This window comes from Mycobacterium scrofulaceum (assembly GCF_001667885.1).
GTDB lineage: Bacteria > Actinomycetota > Actinomycetes > Mycobacteriales > Mycobacteriaceae > Mycobacterium > Mycobacterium scrofulaceum_C.
Genome location: NZ_LZJW01000057.1, coordinates 148,524 through 163,929 on the forward strand (window position 1 = coordinate 148,524; position 15,406 = coordinate 163,929).

Annotated in this window: 15 protein-coding genes; 4 read left to right on the forward strand and 11 right to left on the reverse strand. The window is 69.9% G+C overall.

Features of this window, described 5'->3' with window-relative positions; translation table 11 throughout:
- Positions 1-29: 29 nt before the first annotated feature.
- The 11 genes from A5681_RS07735 to A5681_RS07785 form a co-directional block, all read right to left on the reverse strand.
- The gene (locus A5681_RS07735; protein WP_067271593.1) at positions 30-908 is read right to left on the reverse strand and encodes a universal stress protein; all 879 of its coding nucleotides are present in this window, start codon (positions 906-908) and stop codon (positions 30-32) included.
- A complete protein-coding gene (locus tag A5681_RS07740; RefSeq protein ID WP_197498530.1) occupies positions 905-1,438 on the reverse strand; it encodes a GNAT family N-acetyltransferase in 534 nt (177 codons plus the stop codon). The genes A5681_RS07735 and A5681_RS07740 overlap by 4 nt, the downstream gene beginning before the upstream one ends.
- A gap of 85 nt (positions 1,439-1,523) precedes the next feature.
- The gene (locus tag A5681_RS07745; RefSeq protein ID WP_197498539.1) at positions 1,524-3,173 is read right to left on the reverse strand and encodes a GAF domain-containing sensor histidine kinase; all 1,650 of its coding nucleotides are present in this window, start codon (positions 3,171-3,173) and stop codon (positions 1,524-1,526) included.
- Positions 3,174-3,356: 183 nt separating this feature from the next.
- On the reverse strand, positions 3,357-4,028 hold the full coding sequence (gene dosR, locus A5681_RS07750; protein ID WP_067271600.1) for a hypoxia response regulator transcription factor DosR/DevR: 672 nt from the start codon (positions 4,026-4,028) through the stop codon (positions 3,357-3,359).
- 58 nt (positions 4,029-4,086) lie between these two features.
- Positions 4,087-4,905, reverse strand: coding sequence for a universal stress protein (locus tag A5681_RS07755; protein ID WP_067271604.1), 819 nt, complete (start codon positions 4,903-4,905; stop codon positions 4,087-4,089).
- A 1-nt stretch (position 4,906) separates the two neighbouring features.
- Complete coding sequence (locus A5681_RS07760; protein ID WP_067271606.1) at positions 4,907-5,677, reverse strand: universal stress protein; 771 nt, start codon at positions 5,675-5,677, stop codon at positions 4,907-4,909.
- 65 nt (positions 5,678-5,742) lie between these two features.
- Positions 5,743-6,735: a 1-phosphofructokinase family hexose kinase gene (locus tag A5681_RS07765; protein WP_067271695.1), complete on the reverse strand. Its 993-nt coding sequence runs from the start codon at positions 6,733-6,735 to the stop codon at positions 5,743-5,745.
- A gap of 17 nt (positions 6,736-6,752) precedes the next feature.
- On the reverse strand, positions 6,753-8,792 hold the full coding sequence (locus A5681_RS07770; RefSeq protein WP_067271608.1) for an erythromycin esterase family protein: 2,040 nt from the start codon (positions 8,790-8,792) through the stop codon (positions 6,753-6,755).
- A 172-nt stretch (positions 8,793-8,964) separates the two neighbouring features.
- The gene (locus tag A5681_RS07775) at positions 8,965-9,204 is read right to left on the reverse strand and encodes a hypothetical protein (RefSeq protein WP_067271610.1); all 240 of its coding nucleotides are present in this window, start codon (positions 9,202-9,204) and stop codon (positions 8,965-8,967) included.
- 8 nt (positions 9,205-9,212) lie between these two features.
- Positions 9,213-9,482: a DUF1918 domain-containing protein gene (locus A5681_RS07780; protein WP_067271613.1), complete on the reverse strand. Its 270-nt coding sequence runs from the start codon at positions 9,480-9,482 to the stop codon at positions 9,213-9,215.
- A 44-nt stretch (positions 9,483-9,526) separates the two neighbouring features.
- Positions 9,527-10,513 (reverse strand): Acg family FMN-binding oxidoreductase, encoded by a 987-nt coding sequence (locus tag A5681_RS07785; protein WP_067271616.1) that lies wholly within the window; start codon positions 10,511-10,513, stop codon positions 9,527-9,529.
- A 178-nt stretch (positions 10,514-10,691) separates the two neighbouring features.
- On the opposite strand from A5681_RS07785, the gene acsA reads away from it, so the two are divergent.
- The 4 genes from acsA to A5681_RS07805 all read left to right on the forward strand — a co-directional run.
- Positions 10,692-12,491 carry an acetate--CoA ligase gene (gene acsA, locus A5681_RS07790; protein WP_067271619.1) on the forward strand — a complete coding sequence of 600 codons (1,800 nt, stop codon included), beginning with the start codon at positions 10,692-10,694 and terminating at the stop codon, positions 12,489-12,491.
- Between the two features lie 82 nt (positions 12,492-12,573).
- Positions 12,574-13,545, forward strand: a complete 972-nt coding sequence (pdhA, locus tag A5681_RS07795; protein WP_067271699.1) for a pyruvate dehydrogenase (acetyl-transferring) E1 component subunit alpha — start codon at positions 12,574-12,576, stop codon at positions 13,543-13,545.
- Complete coding sequence (locus A5681_RS07800; protein ID WP_067271622.1) at positions 13,542-14,519, forward strand: alpha-ketoacid dehydrogenase subunit beta; 978 nt, start codon at positions 13,542-13,544, stop codon at positions 14,517-14,519. Before pdhA ends, A5681_RS07800 begins: the two co-directional genes overlap by 4 nt.
- A partial coding sequence (locus A5681_RS07805) for a biotin/lipoyl-containing protein (RefSeq protein ID WP_197498531.1) occupies positions 14,516-15,406 on the forward strand: 891 nt, incomplete at its 3' end. The genes A5681_RS07800 and A5681_RS07805, both read left to right, overlap by 4 nt.

Sequence of the window (15,406 nt, forward strand, 5' to 3'; positions counted from 1 at the left end):
AGCCTCCTTCACGGGCACGGCGTCTTCGGTCAACGGACAACCAACACGGGCACTCGCGCCGACTGCGCCACGGCGGAGCTCACCGAGCCGAGCAACATTCCCGGAAATCCGCCGCGGCCGCGGCTGCCGACCACCACCAGTTGAGCGTGCTCGGATTCCTTCAGCAGCCATTCGGAAGGCTTGTCGCAGAACAACTTTCGCTCGACGTGCACGTCGGGGTAGCGGTCATGCCAGCCGGCCAGGCGTTCGGCCAGGGTTTCGCGTGCTTGGATCTCGCGGTCGTGCCAGTCCATGCCGAGGATCGGGAACACCCCCACGTCGCTCCAAACGTGGACGGCCACCAGCCCCACCCCCCTGCGGGAGGCCTCGTCGAAGGCCAGGGCGGTCGCGTCCTCCGACGCGGGAGATCCGTCGATGCCGAGCACCACCGGCGCGGCGGGATCCGGCACCGCCCCGTCGGCGGAGTGAATGACGGCGACCGGGCAGTGGGCGTAGTGCACGAGTCCCGCGCTCACCGAGCCCAACAGCAGGCGCCCCACCGCGCCGAGCCCCTGGCTGCCGGCGACGATCATGCGGGCGTCCTTGGAGGCCTCGACGAGCGCCGGGACAATGGCCGAATACACCGTCTCCGTGCGAATTTCGGGCGGTTTGGCGCCGCCGGCGCTGGCATTGAGCGTCTTGCGGGCCTGGTCGATCACGTGCTGAGCGCTGTCCTGCTGCCAGTCGGGCATGTCGGCGTACAGCTGTCCCACCGGCCAGCCGACCACGACGGGGGGAACCGCGTGCACCAGCGTGATGGGCAGGTCACGCATCAGGGCCTCCCGTGTCCCCCAGGCCACGGCGGCGTCGGATGCCCCCGAACCGTCGACGCACACCAGTACGCCGTGTTTCTTCGCGCCTTGCGTCATTGTCCCGCTCCTTTGTCGTCGGGCAGCTCGATCTCGAGATGGCGAACCGAGCCGTAACCGATTGGCCGGCAAGGCCAGCCGAGATCGAAGAAGACCGTCAGCATCGGGTGGTTCTCGGTGAGGACGTCGGCGATGAACCGTTCGATGCCGTGTGCCCGGGCGACCGGGGCCAGGTGCTTGAGCAGGGCCGTGCCCACGCCCACCGAATGATCCTCGTGCGCAACCACGATCGCCACCTCCGCCACCCGTGGATCGTCGACGGCGACGCAGTGCGCCACGCCGATCAGACGGTCGGCGTCGAAGGCGCCGAGGGCGAACCACCCGTCCGCCGGCTCGGTCTGTTTCGCGACGAGCTCGTGCAGCGGCAACAGCTGTAGCGTGAAGAAGCGGAAATACCGGTCATGATCGGACAGGTGCTCGTGCAGCGCCAAAACGGCCTCGGTGTCGGCGGCGGTCAACGGGCGCAACGACACCACGCGTCCGTCAAGCAGCTGAGCAGTTTCCGTGACGTCCACCGACCGATCACTCACCCCACCGACGGTAATCCGCGGCGGCCGGGCCGGGCAGGGCCGTTAGACCCGAGGGCCGCCCCCCTTTGGTCCCGCCGCCGGGGTGTTACTGATCGATGAGCGGGGCGACCCAGTGCACCCGGGTGCCGCCCTCGGGCGGGCCGGTGATCTCGCAGGCGCCGCCCAGTTGTTCGGCGCGGCGCCTCATGTTGGTCAGGCCGCTGCTGCGCGTGTTGCCGTCGGGGATGCCGGAGCCGTTGTCGACGATGTCGAGGACGAACATGTCGGCGACGCTGATCTCGACGGTCAGCCGCGACCCGCCGGAATGCCGCATCGCGTTGCTGACGGCTTCCGCGGCCACGGCTTCGGCGTGGTCGGCAAGCTCACCGCCGACGGCGGTCATCGGTCCGTGCATGCGCACGGTGGTGACGATGTCGCGATTCTCGGTGAGGTCGGCGACCACCTGCTGGATGCGGCGCCGGAAGTCGACGTTCTTATCCAGCGGCGATTTCAGCTGGAAGATCGTCGTGCGGATCTCCTCGATGATGGTCTGCAGATCGTCGAGGGTGCGGTTGAGCCGGTCGGCGACCTCCGGGGAGCGCGCCCGCGCCAGCGTGCCCTGCAGGTCCATGCCGGCGGCGAACAGCCGCTGGATGACGTGGTCGTGCAGGTCGTGTGCGATGCGTTCCCGCTCGGCCAGGATGGTCAGCTGGCGCGCGTCGTCGCGGGCCGACGCGAGCACCAGCGCCATCGCGGCGTGCGTGGCGAAGTCGTTGACCAGATCGAGGTAGCTGTCGTCGAACGGCGGCTGGTCGGCGCCGCGGGCGATCGCGATGACACCGACGACCTCGTCGCGGGCGCGCAGCGGCATCACGATCGCGGGGCGTTGCCCGACGTCGGTGAAGGCCTGGATCGGGTACCGCAAGGTCTCGGTGATCAGCGGTTCGCCGGAGCGGAACACGGTGCCGCTGGTGGACGCGTCCACCGGGACCCGTTGGCCGATCACCTCGTCGGCGTGCAGCCCGACCGCCGCGGAGACCACCAGCGTGTCGACCTCGTCGTCGGGCAGGTCGGGGTCACCGGGGACCAGGACGATCGCCTGTTCGGCGTCGGTCAGGATGCGGGCCTGTTCGGCGATCAGCTGCAGCGGGCGCCGGTGCGGGGCGGCGCTGGACAGCAGCGCTGTCGTGATCTCGCGGCTGGCCTCCATCCACTTGACGGCCGTCCGCTCGCGTTCGAACACCCGCGCGTTGTCGATCGCGACCGCGGCGGCAAAGGCCAGCGCGCGGGCGGCCACCTCGTCGGAGTTGGAAAACACCCGCTCGGGATCGACGTGGGTGAGGTAGAGGTTGCCGAACACGGTGCCGCGGATGGTGATCGGCACCGCCAGGAAGGCGCGCATCGGGGGGTGGTGCTCGGGGAACCCGGCGGCGGCCGGATGGGTGGTCAGATCCGCCATGCGCAGCGCCGGCGTGTCCAGCAGCGACAGGCTGAGCAGGCCTTTGCCGAACGGCAGGTGCCCGATGCGGGACGCCGTTTCGGGGTCCATGCCCTCGTGGACGAACGAGACCAGGTCGCCCTCACCGTCACGGATGGCCAGCGCGCCGTACGGGGCCGAGGTCAGCTTGCGCGCCGCGCCGATGATCCGGTGCAGCGTGGCGTCGAGGTCGAGGCCCGCACCGATCTCGACGATGACCCGGAGCAGCAGCTCCATCTGGTCGCGCGCGGCCAGCAACTCGTCGAGTTGCTCGTGCATCCTGCCGACCAGGCCACGCTGGCCGAGTCCGGCGAATGCCGAGCCGGTGTCGTCGCTTGTCAACCCGTCAAACCTCCCCGACACTTTTGCTCAATGTCAGACGGCAAGATCAGCGTAGTCGCTATTTGTCAAGCGCCCAAGCGAAGAGATGCCGTCGAAGACGCAACGCCTTGCGTACGGCGTCTAGTCGGCCGGCGCGTCCGTCGGCGGGTGGGAATGGCCGGGCCGTTGGTCCAGCTTGGAGGCGAACACCGCCGCCTGGGTCCGGCGCTCCATGCCGAGCTTGGCCAATAGCCGCGACACGTAGTTCTTCACCGTCTTTTCGGCGAGGAACATCCGGGCGGCGATCTGCCTGTTGGTCAGGCCCTCGCTGAGCAGCCCCAGCAGTGTTCGCTCCTGCTCGGTGAGCCCGGAAAGCGGGTCTTCGCGCTCAGCCGCGCCACGAAGCTTCGCCATCAGCGCCGCCGCCGCCCGGTTGTCGAGCAGCGACTTGCCCGCACCCACCTCCTTGATGGCGTGGGCCAGCTCCATGCCCTTGATGTCCTTGACCACGTAGCCACTGGCGCCGGCCAGGATGGCCTCCAGCATCGCCTCGTCGGAGGTGAATGACGTCAACATGAGGCAGCGCAGGTCGGGGTGGTCGGACACCAGGTCCCGGCACAATTCGATGCCGTTGCCGTCCGGAAGCCGCACGTCGAGGACCGCGACGTCGGGCTGCAGCGCCGGGATCCGCGCCTTCGCCTCGGAGACGGAGCCCGCCTCCCCGACGATTTCGAGCTCGGGGTCCGAGGCCAGGAGGTCGGCTAGGCCGCGCCGGACGACCTCGTGGTCATCGACCAGGAAAACCTTGACCATCAAGAACCCTTCCGCCGGTGGTAGGTCCTCAATACCACATATTCATCATCGCCCGAGCTCACAAATGTTGCCGATTCACGACCAACAGCGAACAACCGGCGTCCTGCATCACCGAGCTGCCCATCGGCCCGACGAGTTCGGCCACCTGCTGACGATTGTGGGCGTCGACGATCACCAATCCCACCAGCCCCTGCGGGGCGGCCAGGTATCCGAGCAGGCCCGCGTGGATGGCCACGGACTCGACGCGCAGCTGCGGGTGGCGTCGCTTCCAGCGGGCCAGCCGCCGATCCAGATCGGCCAGCGCCCGGCGATCGGCCTCGGCGCCCTCGTGTTCCGTCGGCGCGGTTCGCCGCGACACGACCGCCTGCAGGGCCGCACCGCGCAGCAGGGCCTCGTCGACGGCGGCGCTCAACAGCACCGAATCCGGGGACCCCTCGATCTCGACGACCGCCTTCTCCGCGGAATGCGCGCGGTGATCGTCGCGGCCGCGGACGATCGCCGCCGGGCAGTGCGCCGAGACGGCCAGCGCCGCGGCGGTGGAGCCGACCCGGCCCGGTTGGAAGTGGCGCAGCCCGACGGCCCCCACGCAGACCATGGCCGCCGACGCCGACGAGCGAATCAGCGACCCGACCGCGGGTCCGTGCACGATCTCGGTCTCGATCGCCACCGGCTTGCCCGCGGCCCGGATCGCCGTCACCGCCTGGCCGACCGCGAGCTCGGCCGTTTGTTCGCCGTCCCCGGGCTCGGTCGCGTAGAGCAGACGCAGCGGAACCTCGCGACTCACCGCTTCGTCGACCGCCCACAGGGCCGCGCGGACCGCCGCTTTGGAACCATCGATACCGGCGACGATCGACTTGGTTCGCGCGGTCGCTGCCATCTCAGTGGCGGACCACGAGCACCGAGCAGTCGGGGTAGCCGACGATCGGATGGCAATTCGGGGTGACCAGCCCCGCGATCTCGTCCGCGTCGGCACTGCCGACCACCGCGAGTTCGATTGTGCCGCCGGGCTTTTCGCTGGGCTTGGCGCCGGTGCCCGCGGCGACGGTCTGGACGTGGACGTCCGGATACCGACGGACCCAGCTGTTCAGCCGCCGGTCGATCTGGCGGACGGTGGCGTGGCGGCGCCGGCCTTCCTCCATGGCGTGGTGGACCACCTCGTCATTGTCGGGATCGTCGTTGAGCACGACGGCGATCACGCCGAGTTCGGTCGGCGATCCGTCCGGATTGGTGCGGATGATCGCGACCGGACAGTGCGCGCGGGCCACCAGACCCGCCGCGGTGGGGCCCAACAGCCCGTCGGACGCCCATCCCCGCCTGGCGGTGCCGACGCAGACCAGGGCCGCGTCCTGCGATTGGTCGATCAACGCCTGCGCGGGGTCCCCGGAGACGATCGCGGTCTCGATCTCGACCGCCTTGCGCTCGCCGTGAATGGCGCACTCCGCTTCGGACAGCGCGATTTCGCCGCGTTCGACCTCCCATTCGGAGGTGGGGCCCGACCCGGCGCGCCCCCGTCGCGGGGGGATGACATAGACCAGGCGCAGCGGCAGCTGCCGGCCGATCGCCTCGTCGATCGCCCACTTCGCGGCGTTGACCGCGGCCTTCGAGCCGTTGACGCCCACCACCACGGCCTTGGCGTCCAGCTGGTTCATGTCGGCTCCTGATCGTTCCATTCGGTTTCGAGGCTATTGCGCCGATGCCCGCGCTACAGGGGCCGTTAGGCCTCAGATGCGAAGTCGTTCGGCCCCACCTCCGCCGGTTCGGCGACGAGCTCGAACAACCGCTCAACGTCGACGCGCTCGAAGACCGCCGTCCCGGGCGTCATCAGCATCGCCGCGCCCGCCGCGATCCCGTAACGAACGGATTTGGTGAGCGGCCACCCGTGCGTGATACCCACCGTGATCGCGGCGACCATCGCGTCGCCAGCCCCGACGCCGCTGCCGCTTCGCATCGAGACCGCCGGAAAGCGTTGGCTCGCATGGCGTGTCGCGAGCAGCGCGCCGTAGGACCCCAGGGACACCACGACGACCTGCGCGTGGCCGCTGTCGATCAGCTGGTGGGCGGCGGCCAATTGCTCGGCCTCGGTGGCGAGCCGGCGGCCGACGCACTCCCTCAGCTCGCGCACGCTCGCCTTGAGCAGGTACACGCCCGAAGAGATGTGCTGCAAGCCGCCGCCGGAGGTGTCCAGGATCAGCTTGACGCCCAGCCCCCGGCAGATGTCGGCGACCCGCTGGTAGTAGTCGGCCGGCACGCCCGGCGGCAGGCTGCCGCTTGCCACAACGACTTCCGCCGACTGCGCGGCCGCCCGCAGTTCCTCGAGGCATTGCTCCTGCTCGAAGGTGTTGAGCTCGGGCCCCGGCAGGACGAACCGGTATTGCTGGCCGGTGCTGGTCTCGTTGACGGTGAAGCTCTCGCGGGTCTGGGCGGCGATCGGGATCTGCAGGAACGGCACCTCCGCCTCGCCGAGCAGGGTGGTGACGAGACCACCGTGCGACCCGCCCGCCGGGAACACCGCCAGCACCGGGCTGCCAAGAACCTTCGCGACCCGCGCGACGTTGATGCCGCCGCCGCCCGGGTCGTAACGCGTCGCCGAGCAGCGCAACTTGTCGGTCGGCCGCACGACGCCGACGCTCGTGGTGATATCGAGCGCCGGATTCATGGTCAGCGTGACGATTCGTCGGCTCAGCGCCCGCTCGGCCGGCATCCCCATCTCCATCACCACCCGGCCTAGAGGCCGCTCGGGTACGTTTCCGGCGTCTCGCCGGCGATCCACAGGCTGGTGACCTCCAGGGGCTCCAGCGCCCGCGTCCGGTCGATGTGAATCATCGCGTCGAACTGATCGGCGGGCCGGACGTGGAAGTAATGGCTCTGCCGTTCGGTCTCGGGCCGGTAGATCACCCCGATGGCGCGGCCCAAACGCACCGCGCCGAGCGGCTCGGCGGCCGCCGGGTCGAGGTGCGGCGACACCAGGAACGCCGCCCTGCCCGTTTCATGCAAGAGTTCTTCGACGCTGCCGTTGAGCGCCGGGCGGACCACCTTGCGTTCGGCGATGCCACCCCAATCGCTGGCGGCGGTGACGGTACCCGCGTACGTGCTGAAGCCGAGCAGGCGGGAGTCGTCGCCGTGCCGCTGCCGGACCAGTTGACCGAGCGTGAGTTGGCCGTCGGCCCACACCTCGGTGGCGCGCGCGTCGCCGACGTGGGAGTTGTGCGCCCACACCACGATTCGCGCCGAAGGCTCATCGTGGTGGCGGTCCAGGTGCGTCAGCAGCGCCTCGAGCGTCTGCGCCATGTGTTTGTCGCGCAGGTTCCACGAGGTGACCCGCCCGCTGAACATCGCCCGGTAGTACACCTCGGCGTTGTGCACCGTCTGCGCGTTCTGGTGGGCGTAGAACAGTTCGTCCTCGGCGAGCAGACCGTCCCGGCGCGCATAGGCCAGCGCGTTGCGCTGGATCTCGACGAGTTGATCGATCGCCTCCTTCTCGCACGACGGGCCCGCGCCGAAGGCCGCCGAGAAGCCGTACGCCTGACCGTCGTCCGCCGAGGCGTGGTCGAAGCAGGCGTAGCGCTCCCGCGCCCGCGCGGCGGCCTTGGGGTCGATCTTGTCGAGGTAGCCGATCACCTCCCGCATCGACCGGTGCAGGCTGTAGAGATCCAGGCCGTAGAAGCCGGCCTGCCGCTGAGCGTTGTTCTGGTGCAGGCGGTTTCGGGCGCGCAGCCACTCGACGAAGTCACGGACGACGGTGTTGCGCCACATCCAGGCCGGGAAGCGCTCGAAACCGCTCAACGCCTCGTCGGCGTCGGTGTCGTCGCCGATGCCGCGAACGTAACGGTTCACCCGGTAGGCGTCTGGCCAATCCGCCTCCGCCGCCACGGCGCAGAAACCCTTCTCCTCGATCAGCCACTTGGTGATTTCGGCCCGGGCCTCGTAGAACTCGTGTGTGCCGTGCGAACTTTCGCCGATCAGCACGATGCGAGCGTCACCGATGAGCTCCTCCAGCGCTGCGCGCGGCGGGACGCCCGCCGGCGCGTCGACGGCCACCCGGCCGATCACCTCGGCCGGCGTCCGCGCCCCGGCGCCCCGCGGCGCCTCGGTGGTCGGCGTGGCGAGCAGCCCGCGGACCTCGTCGTCGGTGACCTGGCGGAAATCCCAGAACGACTCGCCGACCGCGAGGAACGGCGTCGGCATGCTCGCGCACACCACATCGTCGACCTGCCCGGCGAATTCCCGGCACGTCGACTCGGGGGCCGCGGGCACGGCGATGACGATGTGCGCGGGCTCGGCCTCGCGTAGCGCCTGCACCGCCGCGGACATGCTTGCGCCGGTGGCCAATCCGTCGTCGACGAGGATGACCGTCTTGCCGGCCACGTCCACCGGTGGGCGCCCGTCGCGGTAGGCGGCCTCGCGCCGAATCAGCTCCCGGCCCTCGCGTTCGGCGACCGCGCGCAACTCCTGCGGCGTGATGCGCAGGCCCCGCACGACGTCGTCGTTGACCACGACGCGGCCCCCGCTCGCCAGTGCGCCCACCGCGAACTCCTCGTGCCCGGGCGCGCCGAGCTTGCGCACGATGAAGGCGTCCAGCGGCGCGCGCAGCGCCGCCGCCACCTCCCACGCGACGGGTATGCCGCCCCGTGCCAGGCCCAGCACGATCACGTCGGGCCGGTCGCGGTAGGCCCCAAGAAGGTTGGCCAGCACCCGGCCGGCCTCGCTCCGGTCGCGGAATACGCGGCGCGGCGAGCGCCGGGTCGCGTCAGCTGCTCTGGTCATCGCGCACCGCGGTCACTTCCCGGTGGATCGGACCTGCCGCACGGCGGCGGACGGGAAGGGTAGTCATGGGAAATCTCCTCGATCCCTGTCACCAGTGACGACTTTCATCCGACCAGTCCGCCGTAATCGGCGGTAGGGACCGAAGTCCCAGGGTTGCGGGTCGTTCGTCGGGTCAGCGCTTGCGGCGCAACTCGGCCATGTAGGCCATGACCCGGTTGAGGATGAGGCCGTAGGCGTCGCCGTCCTGGGTGAGCCGCGCCAGGTCGCGGTGGCGCAGGAAGCCGTCCAGACGCTGGTCCAGGCACCAGTCGACGTAGGTGTCGCCTGCGTAGGGCGAGTGCAGGAATTCGAACGCGAGCTCGTCGACGTCCGCGTCGGTGATCGACGGGCATCCGTCAGTGGTAGAAGGCATTTGACTGTTCATCCGACTCGGGTGTGATCCCGGATGGCGGCCTGCATCGCGGCGAATCGCGCCCGCGCCCGCTCGTCGGCGGCCCGCTGCTCGGCCGCGGTGACGACGATGGCGTCCGGGCCCGGGAAGACGGTCGCCTCCTCTCCGGTGGACAGCCACCGCACCCGGTAGGGCGGTTCACCGTCGGGGGAACGCACGGAGGTGATCAGCCCGCGCAGATCCGGGCGCCCGATCGTGCCGCTCTTGATGACGAGCCAGTCCCCGGCATCGGCAATCATCGTCGACTCCCTTCGAAACCGTTGCGCCACAATCTCAAGCCGCCCTAGCGGCGTATCTCCAACACGTCACCGAGGGGCCGCCGCGGCGTCGGTTCCGGGCCGCCCTTGCCGGCGAAGGCGGTCCCCACCCGGATCAAAACCTGGGGCACCGCTTCGGGGTCGGCTATCAGCTCGCGGACCATGTCGCGGCTCGCCGGCAGCTCCGTCACGTGGGTCACGGTGCACGTCGCCAGCCCGGCGATGGTGCATTCCAGCAGGATCGCCGAAAGCGCCTGGCCGCACCGGAACGCGTCCGCGCGGGTGTCGCCGGGGGTGGACAGGACGAGCACCTCCGCTTGATCCTGCAGACCCGCCGATGCCGGCCGGGCGTTCGCGTCGGCGGGAAACCGTCGGTTCACGTCGACGGCGCGGCGCTGCGCGTCGCTGACGAGCGCGGCCGTGGGAATGCCGTCGTCGTGCCGGCCCGGCGCTGTCCACCAACGCAATTCGTGGTGGTAGACGTCGTCGTAGCGGCGCAGCGCCTCGGTGAGGCGCGCCGCCTCGACCAGCCGCGGCCGCGCGTCGTCGGCCAGCACGTCGAGGGACACCAGGCCGGGGTCGAAGGCGCTGCGCAACATCGGCTCGAACGACGCCCAGTCCCGCGGTGCGCCGAACGGTCGCCGGTCGGTCCTGCGCCGCAGAATCGCCGCGGCGCGATCGCGCCGCGCGGCGGCGACGTAGTCGGTCGCGAAGAAGTCGACCGAGGCCAGGTGGTCCAGGTTGTTGGGATTGGGAAACTCGTCGACGCCCGTCCCCCACCCGTCGGCCGCCATCGCGACCCGGAAATGGTCGAGCACCGCGCCGCAGCTGATGATCGACTCGCGGCCGGAGCCGTCGGCCGAGGGCACCGTGCGGTCCGGGTCGGCAAACAGGTCGACGGTCGGGCCGCCGGCGACCCATCGCCACGGCTGGGTGTTGTGCAGCGAGGGGGCCCGGCAGGCGAGCTCCACCGCCCTGGTGAGCACCTTGGTGTCGACCATTGTCGGGGTCATCGCTCGTCGCCCCTCCTTTCCTACCTGGACCCTCGGGCATCCGGGCGGCGCGCGCCAGGGTCCTTGGTCCCCACCGTCGGGTCATTGGGCCCGGGGGTGGACTGATGACCTTTGTCTCTATTGCGGTGATGCCCCGGGGCAAACGATGAAGGCGACCGCGCTACCCGAGGACCCTGTTATGGACGTCATCCGCAAAACGGCAACCGACTTTTCCGTTCGGCCCAACCTCACGGACTACGAGCACGAGCGCGCCCGGTTCCGCTGGTCCGACGTGCCGGATCCGTGCGAGGGCATGGGGCCCGGGCTGTGCAACATCGCCTACGCCGCCGTCGATCGCCACACCGCGGGCCCGGCCGCGACGCGCACAGCCCTGCGGTTCGTCCCGGATCGGCCCTGGGACGGCGTGATCGCCACCCACGACCTCAGTTACGCCGAACTCGGCCGGCTCGCCCGGCGGTTCACCAGCGCGCTGCGCTCCTTGGGCATCGACAAGGGCAACCGCGTCTTCACGCTGATGGGCCGCACGCCCGAGCTCTACATCGCGATGATGGGCGCGCTGCGCAACGGCAGCGTCGTCTCCCCATTGTTCTCGGCCTTCGGTCCGGAGCCGATCGCCACCCGGGTCAACATCGGGCAGGCCGACGTGTTGGTGACGACGAGGGCGATCTATCAGCGCAAGGTCGCCAAGATCCGCGACCGGCTGCCGTCGCTGCGGCACGTCTTCGTCGTGGGCGACGGCCGGGACGGCGGCGCACCGCCGGGGACGCTGGACTTCTGGCAGTGGGTGGACGCGGCGGACGAGAACTCGACGATCGAGCCGACCACCGCCGACGACCCGGCACTGCTGCATTTCACCAGCGGCACCACGGGCACACCCAAAGGCGCCATCCACGTGCACGGCGCCGTCGTGATGCACTACGTCACCGGCCTGTACGCGCTCGACCTGCACCCCGACGACACCTATTGGTGCACAGCCGATCCCGGCTGGGTGACCGGCACGTCCTACGGCATCATCAGCCCGCTGCTGCACGGGGTCACGTCCATCGTCGACGAGGCCGAATTCGACGCCGAACGCTGGTACCACATCCTGCAGGACCAGGGCGTCTCGGTGTGGTACACCGCACCGACCGCCATCCGGATGCTGATCAAGGCCGGGCCGGAACTGCCCGCGCGCTACCACTTTCCGCGGCTGCGGTTCATCGCCAGCGTGGGTGAGCCGCTCAACCCCGAGGCGGTCTGGTGGGGAAAGCGGTTGCTGGGCCTGCCGATTCACGACAACTGGTGGCAGACCGAGACGGGCGGCATCATGATCGCCAACACGCCCGCCTTCGACATCAAGCCCGGATCGATGGGCCGCCCGCTGCCCGGGGTGGACGCGTTCATCGTGCGCCGCGACGACGACGGGCCCGTCGAGGTCGTCGACGAACCCGGGGTCGAGGGCGAACTCGCGCTCAGGCCGGGCTGGCCGTCGATGTTCCGCGGTTACCTGAACGCCGAAGAGCGCTACCGCAACGCCTTCGCCGACGGGCTCTACCTGTCCGGGGATCTCGCGAAGAAGGACGCCGACGGCTACTTCTGGTTCGTCGGCCGCAAGGACGACGTGATCAAGTCCGCCGGGCACCTGATCGGTCCGTTCGAAGTCGAAAGCGCGCTGACCGATCACCCCGCCGTCGCCGAGGCCGCCGTCATCGGCATACCCGACCCGACGGTCGGCGAGATGGTCAAGGCCTTCGTCACGCTGAAGAACGGCGTCGTGGCCGACGAAGACCTGCGGCTGCAACTGATGGGCCACGCCCGCAAACGGCTCGGGGCCACGGTGGCGCCCAAGGAGATCGAATTCGTCGATTCGTTGCCGCACACCAGCAGCGGCAAGATCATGCGGCGCCTGCTGAAGGCCCGCGAACTAGGGCTGCCCGAGGGAGATATCTCCACCATCGAGCAGCGCTCCGTCCAGCACGCCGAGGGGGTGCCATCATGACCCGCGCCGGCGACGATGCAATGGGGGTGCCCCCAGTCGCGCAGCGACGAGGGGGACGAAGCGATGAGGAGGAGTGGCGCCGATGACCACCGTGAAGCTGGCCCATGAGCTGTTGTCCGACATGATCCGGGTGCGGCGCATGGAGGAGAAATGCGCGGAACTGTACAGCGCGGCCAAGATTCGTGGATTCCTGCACCTCTACGTCGGTGAGGAGGCGGTGGCCGCCGGGTCGCTGCGCGCGCTGGCCGACGACGACGCGGTCGGTGCGACGTATCGCGAGCACGCCCACGCGCTGCTGCGGGGCATCCCGATGACCTCGATCATGGCCGAGATGTTCGGCAAGCAGGAGGGTTGCTCGCGCGGTCGCGGCGGTTCGATGCACCTGTTCGACGCGACCAAGCGGTTCTACGGGGGCAACGCGATCGTCGCGGGCGGCCTGCCGCTCGCGGTGGGCATCGCGCTGGCCGACGCGATGCTGCAGCAGAAGCGGGTGACCGCCTGCTACTTCGGTGACGGCGCGGTGGCCGAGGGCGCGTTCCACGAGTCGCTCAACATGGCGGTGCTGTGGAACCTGCCGGTGCTGTTCTGTTGCGAGAACAACCTTTACGCGATGGGCACCGCGTTGGACCGCGCCCAGTCGCAGACCGACCTCACCGTAAAGGCGGCCGCGTACCGGGTACCCACGCTGGCGGTCGACGGGATGGACGTCGAGGCGTGCCATGCGGCCGCGCAGCGGGGCGTCGACCATGTCCGCGACACCGGCGGCCCGTTCTTCATCGAGTTCCGCACCTACCGGTTCCGCGCGCACTCGATGTTCGACCCCGAACTGTACCGGGACAAGGCCGAAGTCGAGCGGTGGCGTGAGCGCGACCCGATCCAGGCGTTCACCGACAAGTGCGTGGGCGACGGCACCCTCTCCGACGCCGACGTGCGCGAGATCGAAGACGCGGCCGTCGCCGAGATCGAGGCCGCGGTGGCGTTCGCCGAGGCCGGAACGTGGGAGGACGTCGCGGATCTCGAGCGCGACGTGCTGACGGAAGAGCCGGCGCGATGAAGACCAGCTACCGCACCGCCGTGCATGACGGCCTGCGTGACGCCCTTCGCGACGACCCGCGCGTCGTGGTGATGGGGGAAGACGTCGGGCGTTATGGGGGCACGTATGCGGCCTCCAAGGGGCTGCTGGAGGAATTCGGCCCGAACCGGGTGCGGGACACGCCGCTGTCGGAGCTGGGCTTCGTCGGAATCGGAATCGGCGCGGCGCTGGGCGGTTTACGGCCGATCGTGGAAGTCATGACGGTGAACTTCAGCCTGCTTGCACTCGACCAGATCGTGAATACCGCTGCGGCCCTGCGCCATATGTCCGGCGGGCAGTTCTCCGTGCCGATCGTCGTGCGCATGGCGACCGGGGCCGGTCGCCAACTCGCCGCGCAGCATTCGCACAGCCTCGAACCGTGGTACGCCCACATCCCGGGCATCAAGGTGCTGGCCCCGGCGACCGTCGAGGACGCGTACGGCATGCTGGCGCCCGCGCTCGAGGACCCCGACCCGGTGGTGATCTTCGAGCACGTTCAGCTCTACAACACCTCCACCGACGTCGACGTCCTCACGCGCACCGACATCTCGCGGGCGGCCGTCCGGCGCGGCGGCACCGACGTCACGCTGATCACCTACGGCGGCTGCCTGCCGAAGGCCCTCGACGCCGCCAACGAGTTGTCGCTGACCGGAATCGACTGCGAGGTCATCGATTTGCGCGTCCTGCGCCCGCTCGACGAAGGCACCGTCCTCGAGTCGGTACGCAAGACGCATCGCGCGGTGGTGATCGACGAGGCCTGGCGCACCGGCAGCCTCGCCGCGGAGGTCACCGCGCGCGTGATGGAGGGCGCCTTCTACGACCTGGACGCGCCGGTGACCCGGGTGTGCAGCGTCGAAGTGCCCATGCCCTACGCCAAGCACCTGGAAGAGGCGGCCCTACCGCAGGCCGCCAAGATCGTCGCCGCCGTGCAGAGCCTGTTCGGGGAGCAGTCGTGATCGAGTTCAAGATGCCCTCGCTCGGCTCGGACATGGATGAAGGCACCCTGAACGAGTGGCTGGTCAAGCCCGGGGACAAGGTGACGCGCGGCCAGGTCGTGGCGATCGTCGAGACCACCAAGGCCGCGGTCGAAGTCGAATGCTGGCAGGAGGGCATCGTCGACGAACTCGTCGTGCCCGTGGGCGAAACCGTCCAGGTGGGAACGACTTTGGCCACCCTGACGGCCCCCGGTGAGCCCGCCGAGAAGCAGCCCAAGCCCCGCCCGGCGCCGAAGGCCGCCGCCAAACCGGCGACCGCGCCGCCGACGGCGCCGCCCCCCTCGCGTGCTCCCACCGCCGCCCCGGGCCACCGGCGCTGGGTGTCGCCCGCCGCGCGGCGGTTGGCGACGTCGCTGTCCGTGGACATCGAGGCGGTGACGGGCACCGGCCCGCAGGGGGCGGTCACCATCAACGACGTCGAGCACGCCGCGGCGGCCAAGCCGGCCGCGCCCAAGCCCGTCGCGCAGCCGGGAACCAAGCCCACCGCGGCCGACCGCGCGACACAGATGCGCAAGTCGATCGCCGCGGCGATGAGCCGGTCCAAGCGGGAGATCCCGCACTACTACCTGGCCGAAGAAATCAGGCTGGAGAAGTCGCTGTCGTGGCTGACGACGAGGAACGCGCAGCGATCCATCGACGAACGGGTGCTGCCGGCCGTCCTGCTGTTGAAGGCCGTCGGCGTCGCCGCGCAGCGAGATCCCGACCCCGACGTGGACGCCGTTGGCGGGCTCGAACCCGTCTTCCCGCCAGAACCCGTTGAACTCACCGAACCGCTGCGCGGCGACGCCGACGGCCTTCAACAGCAGGACGGCCGGCAGCACCCGTTCGTCGATGGATCGCTGCGCGTT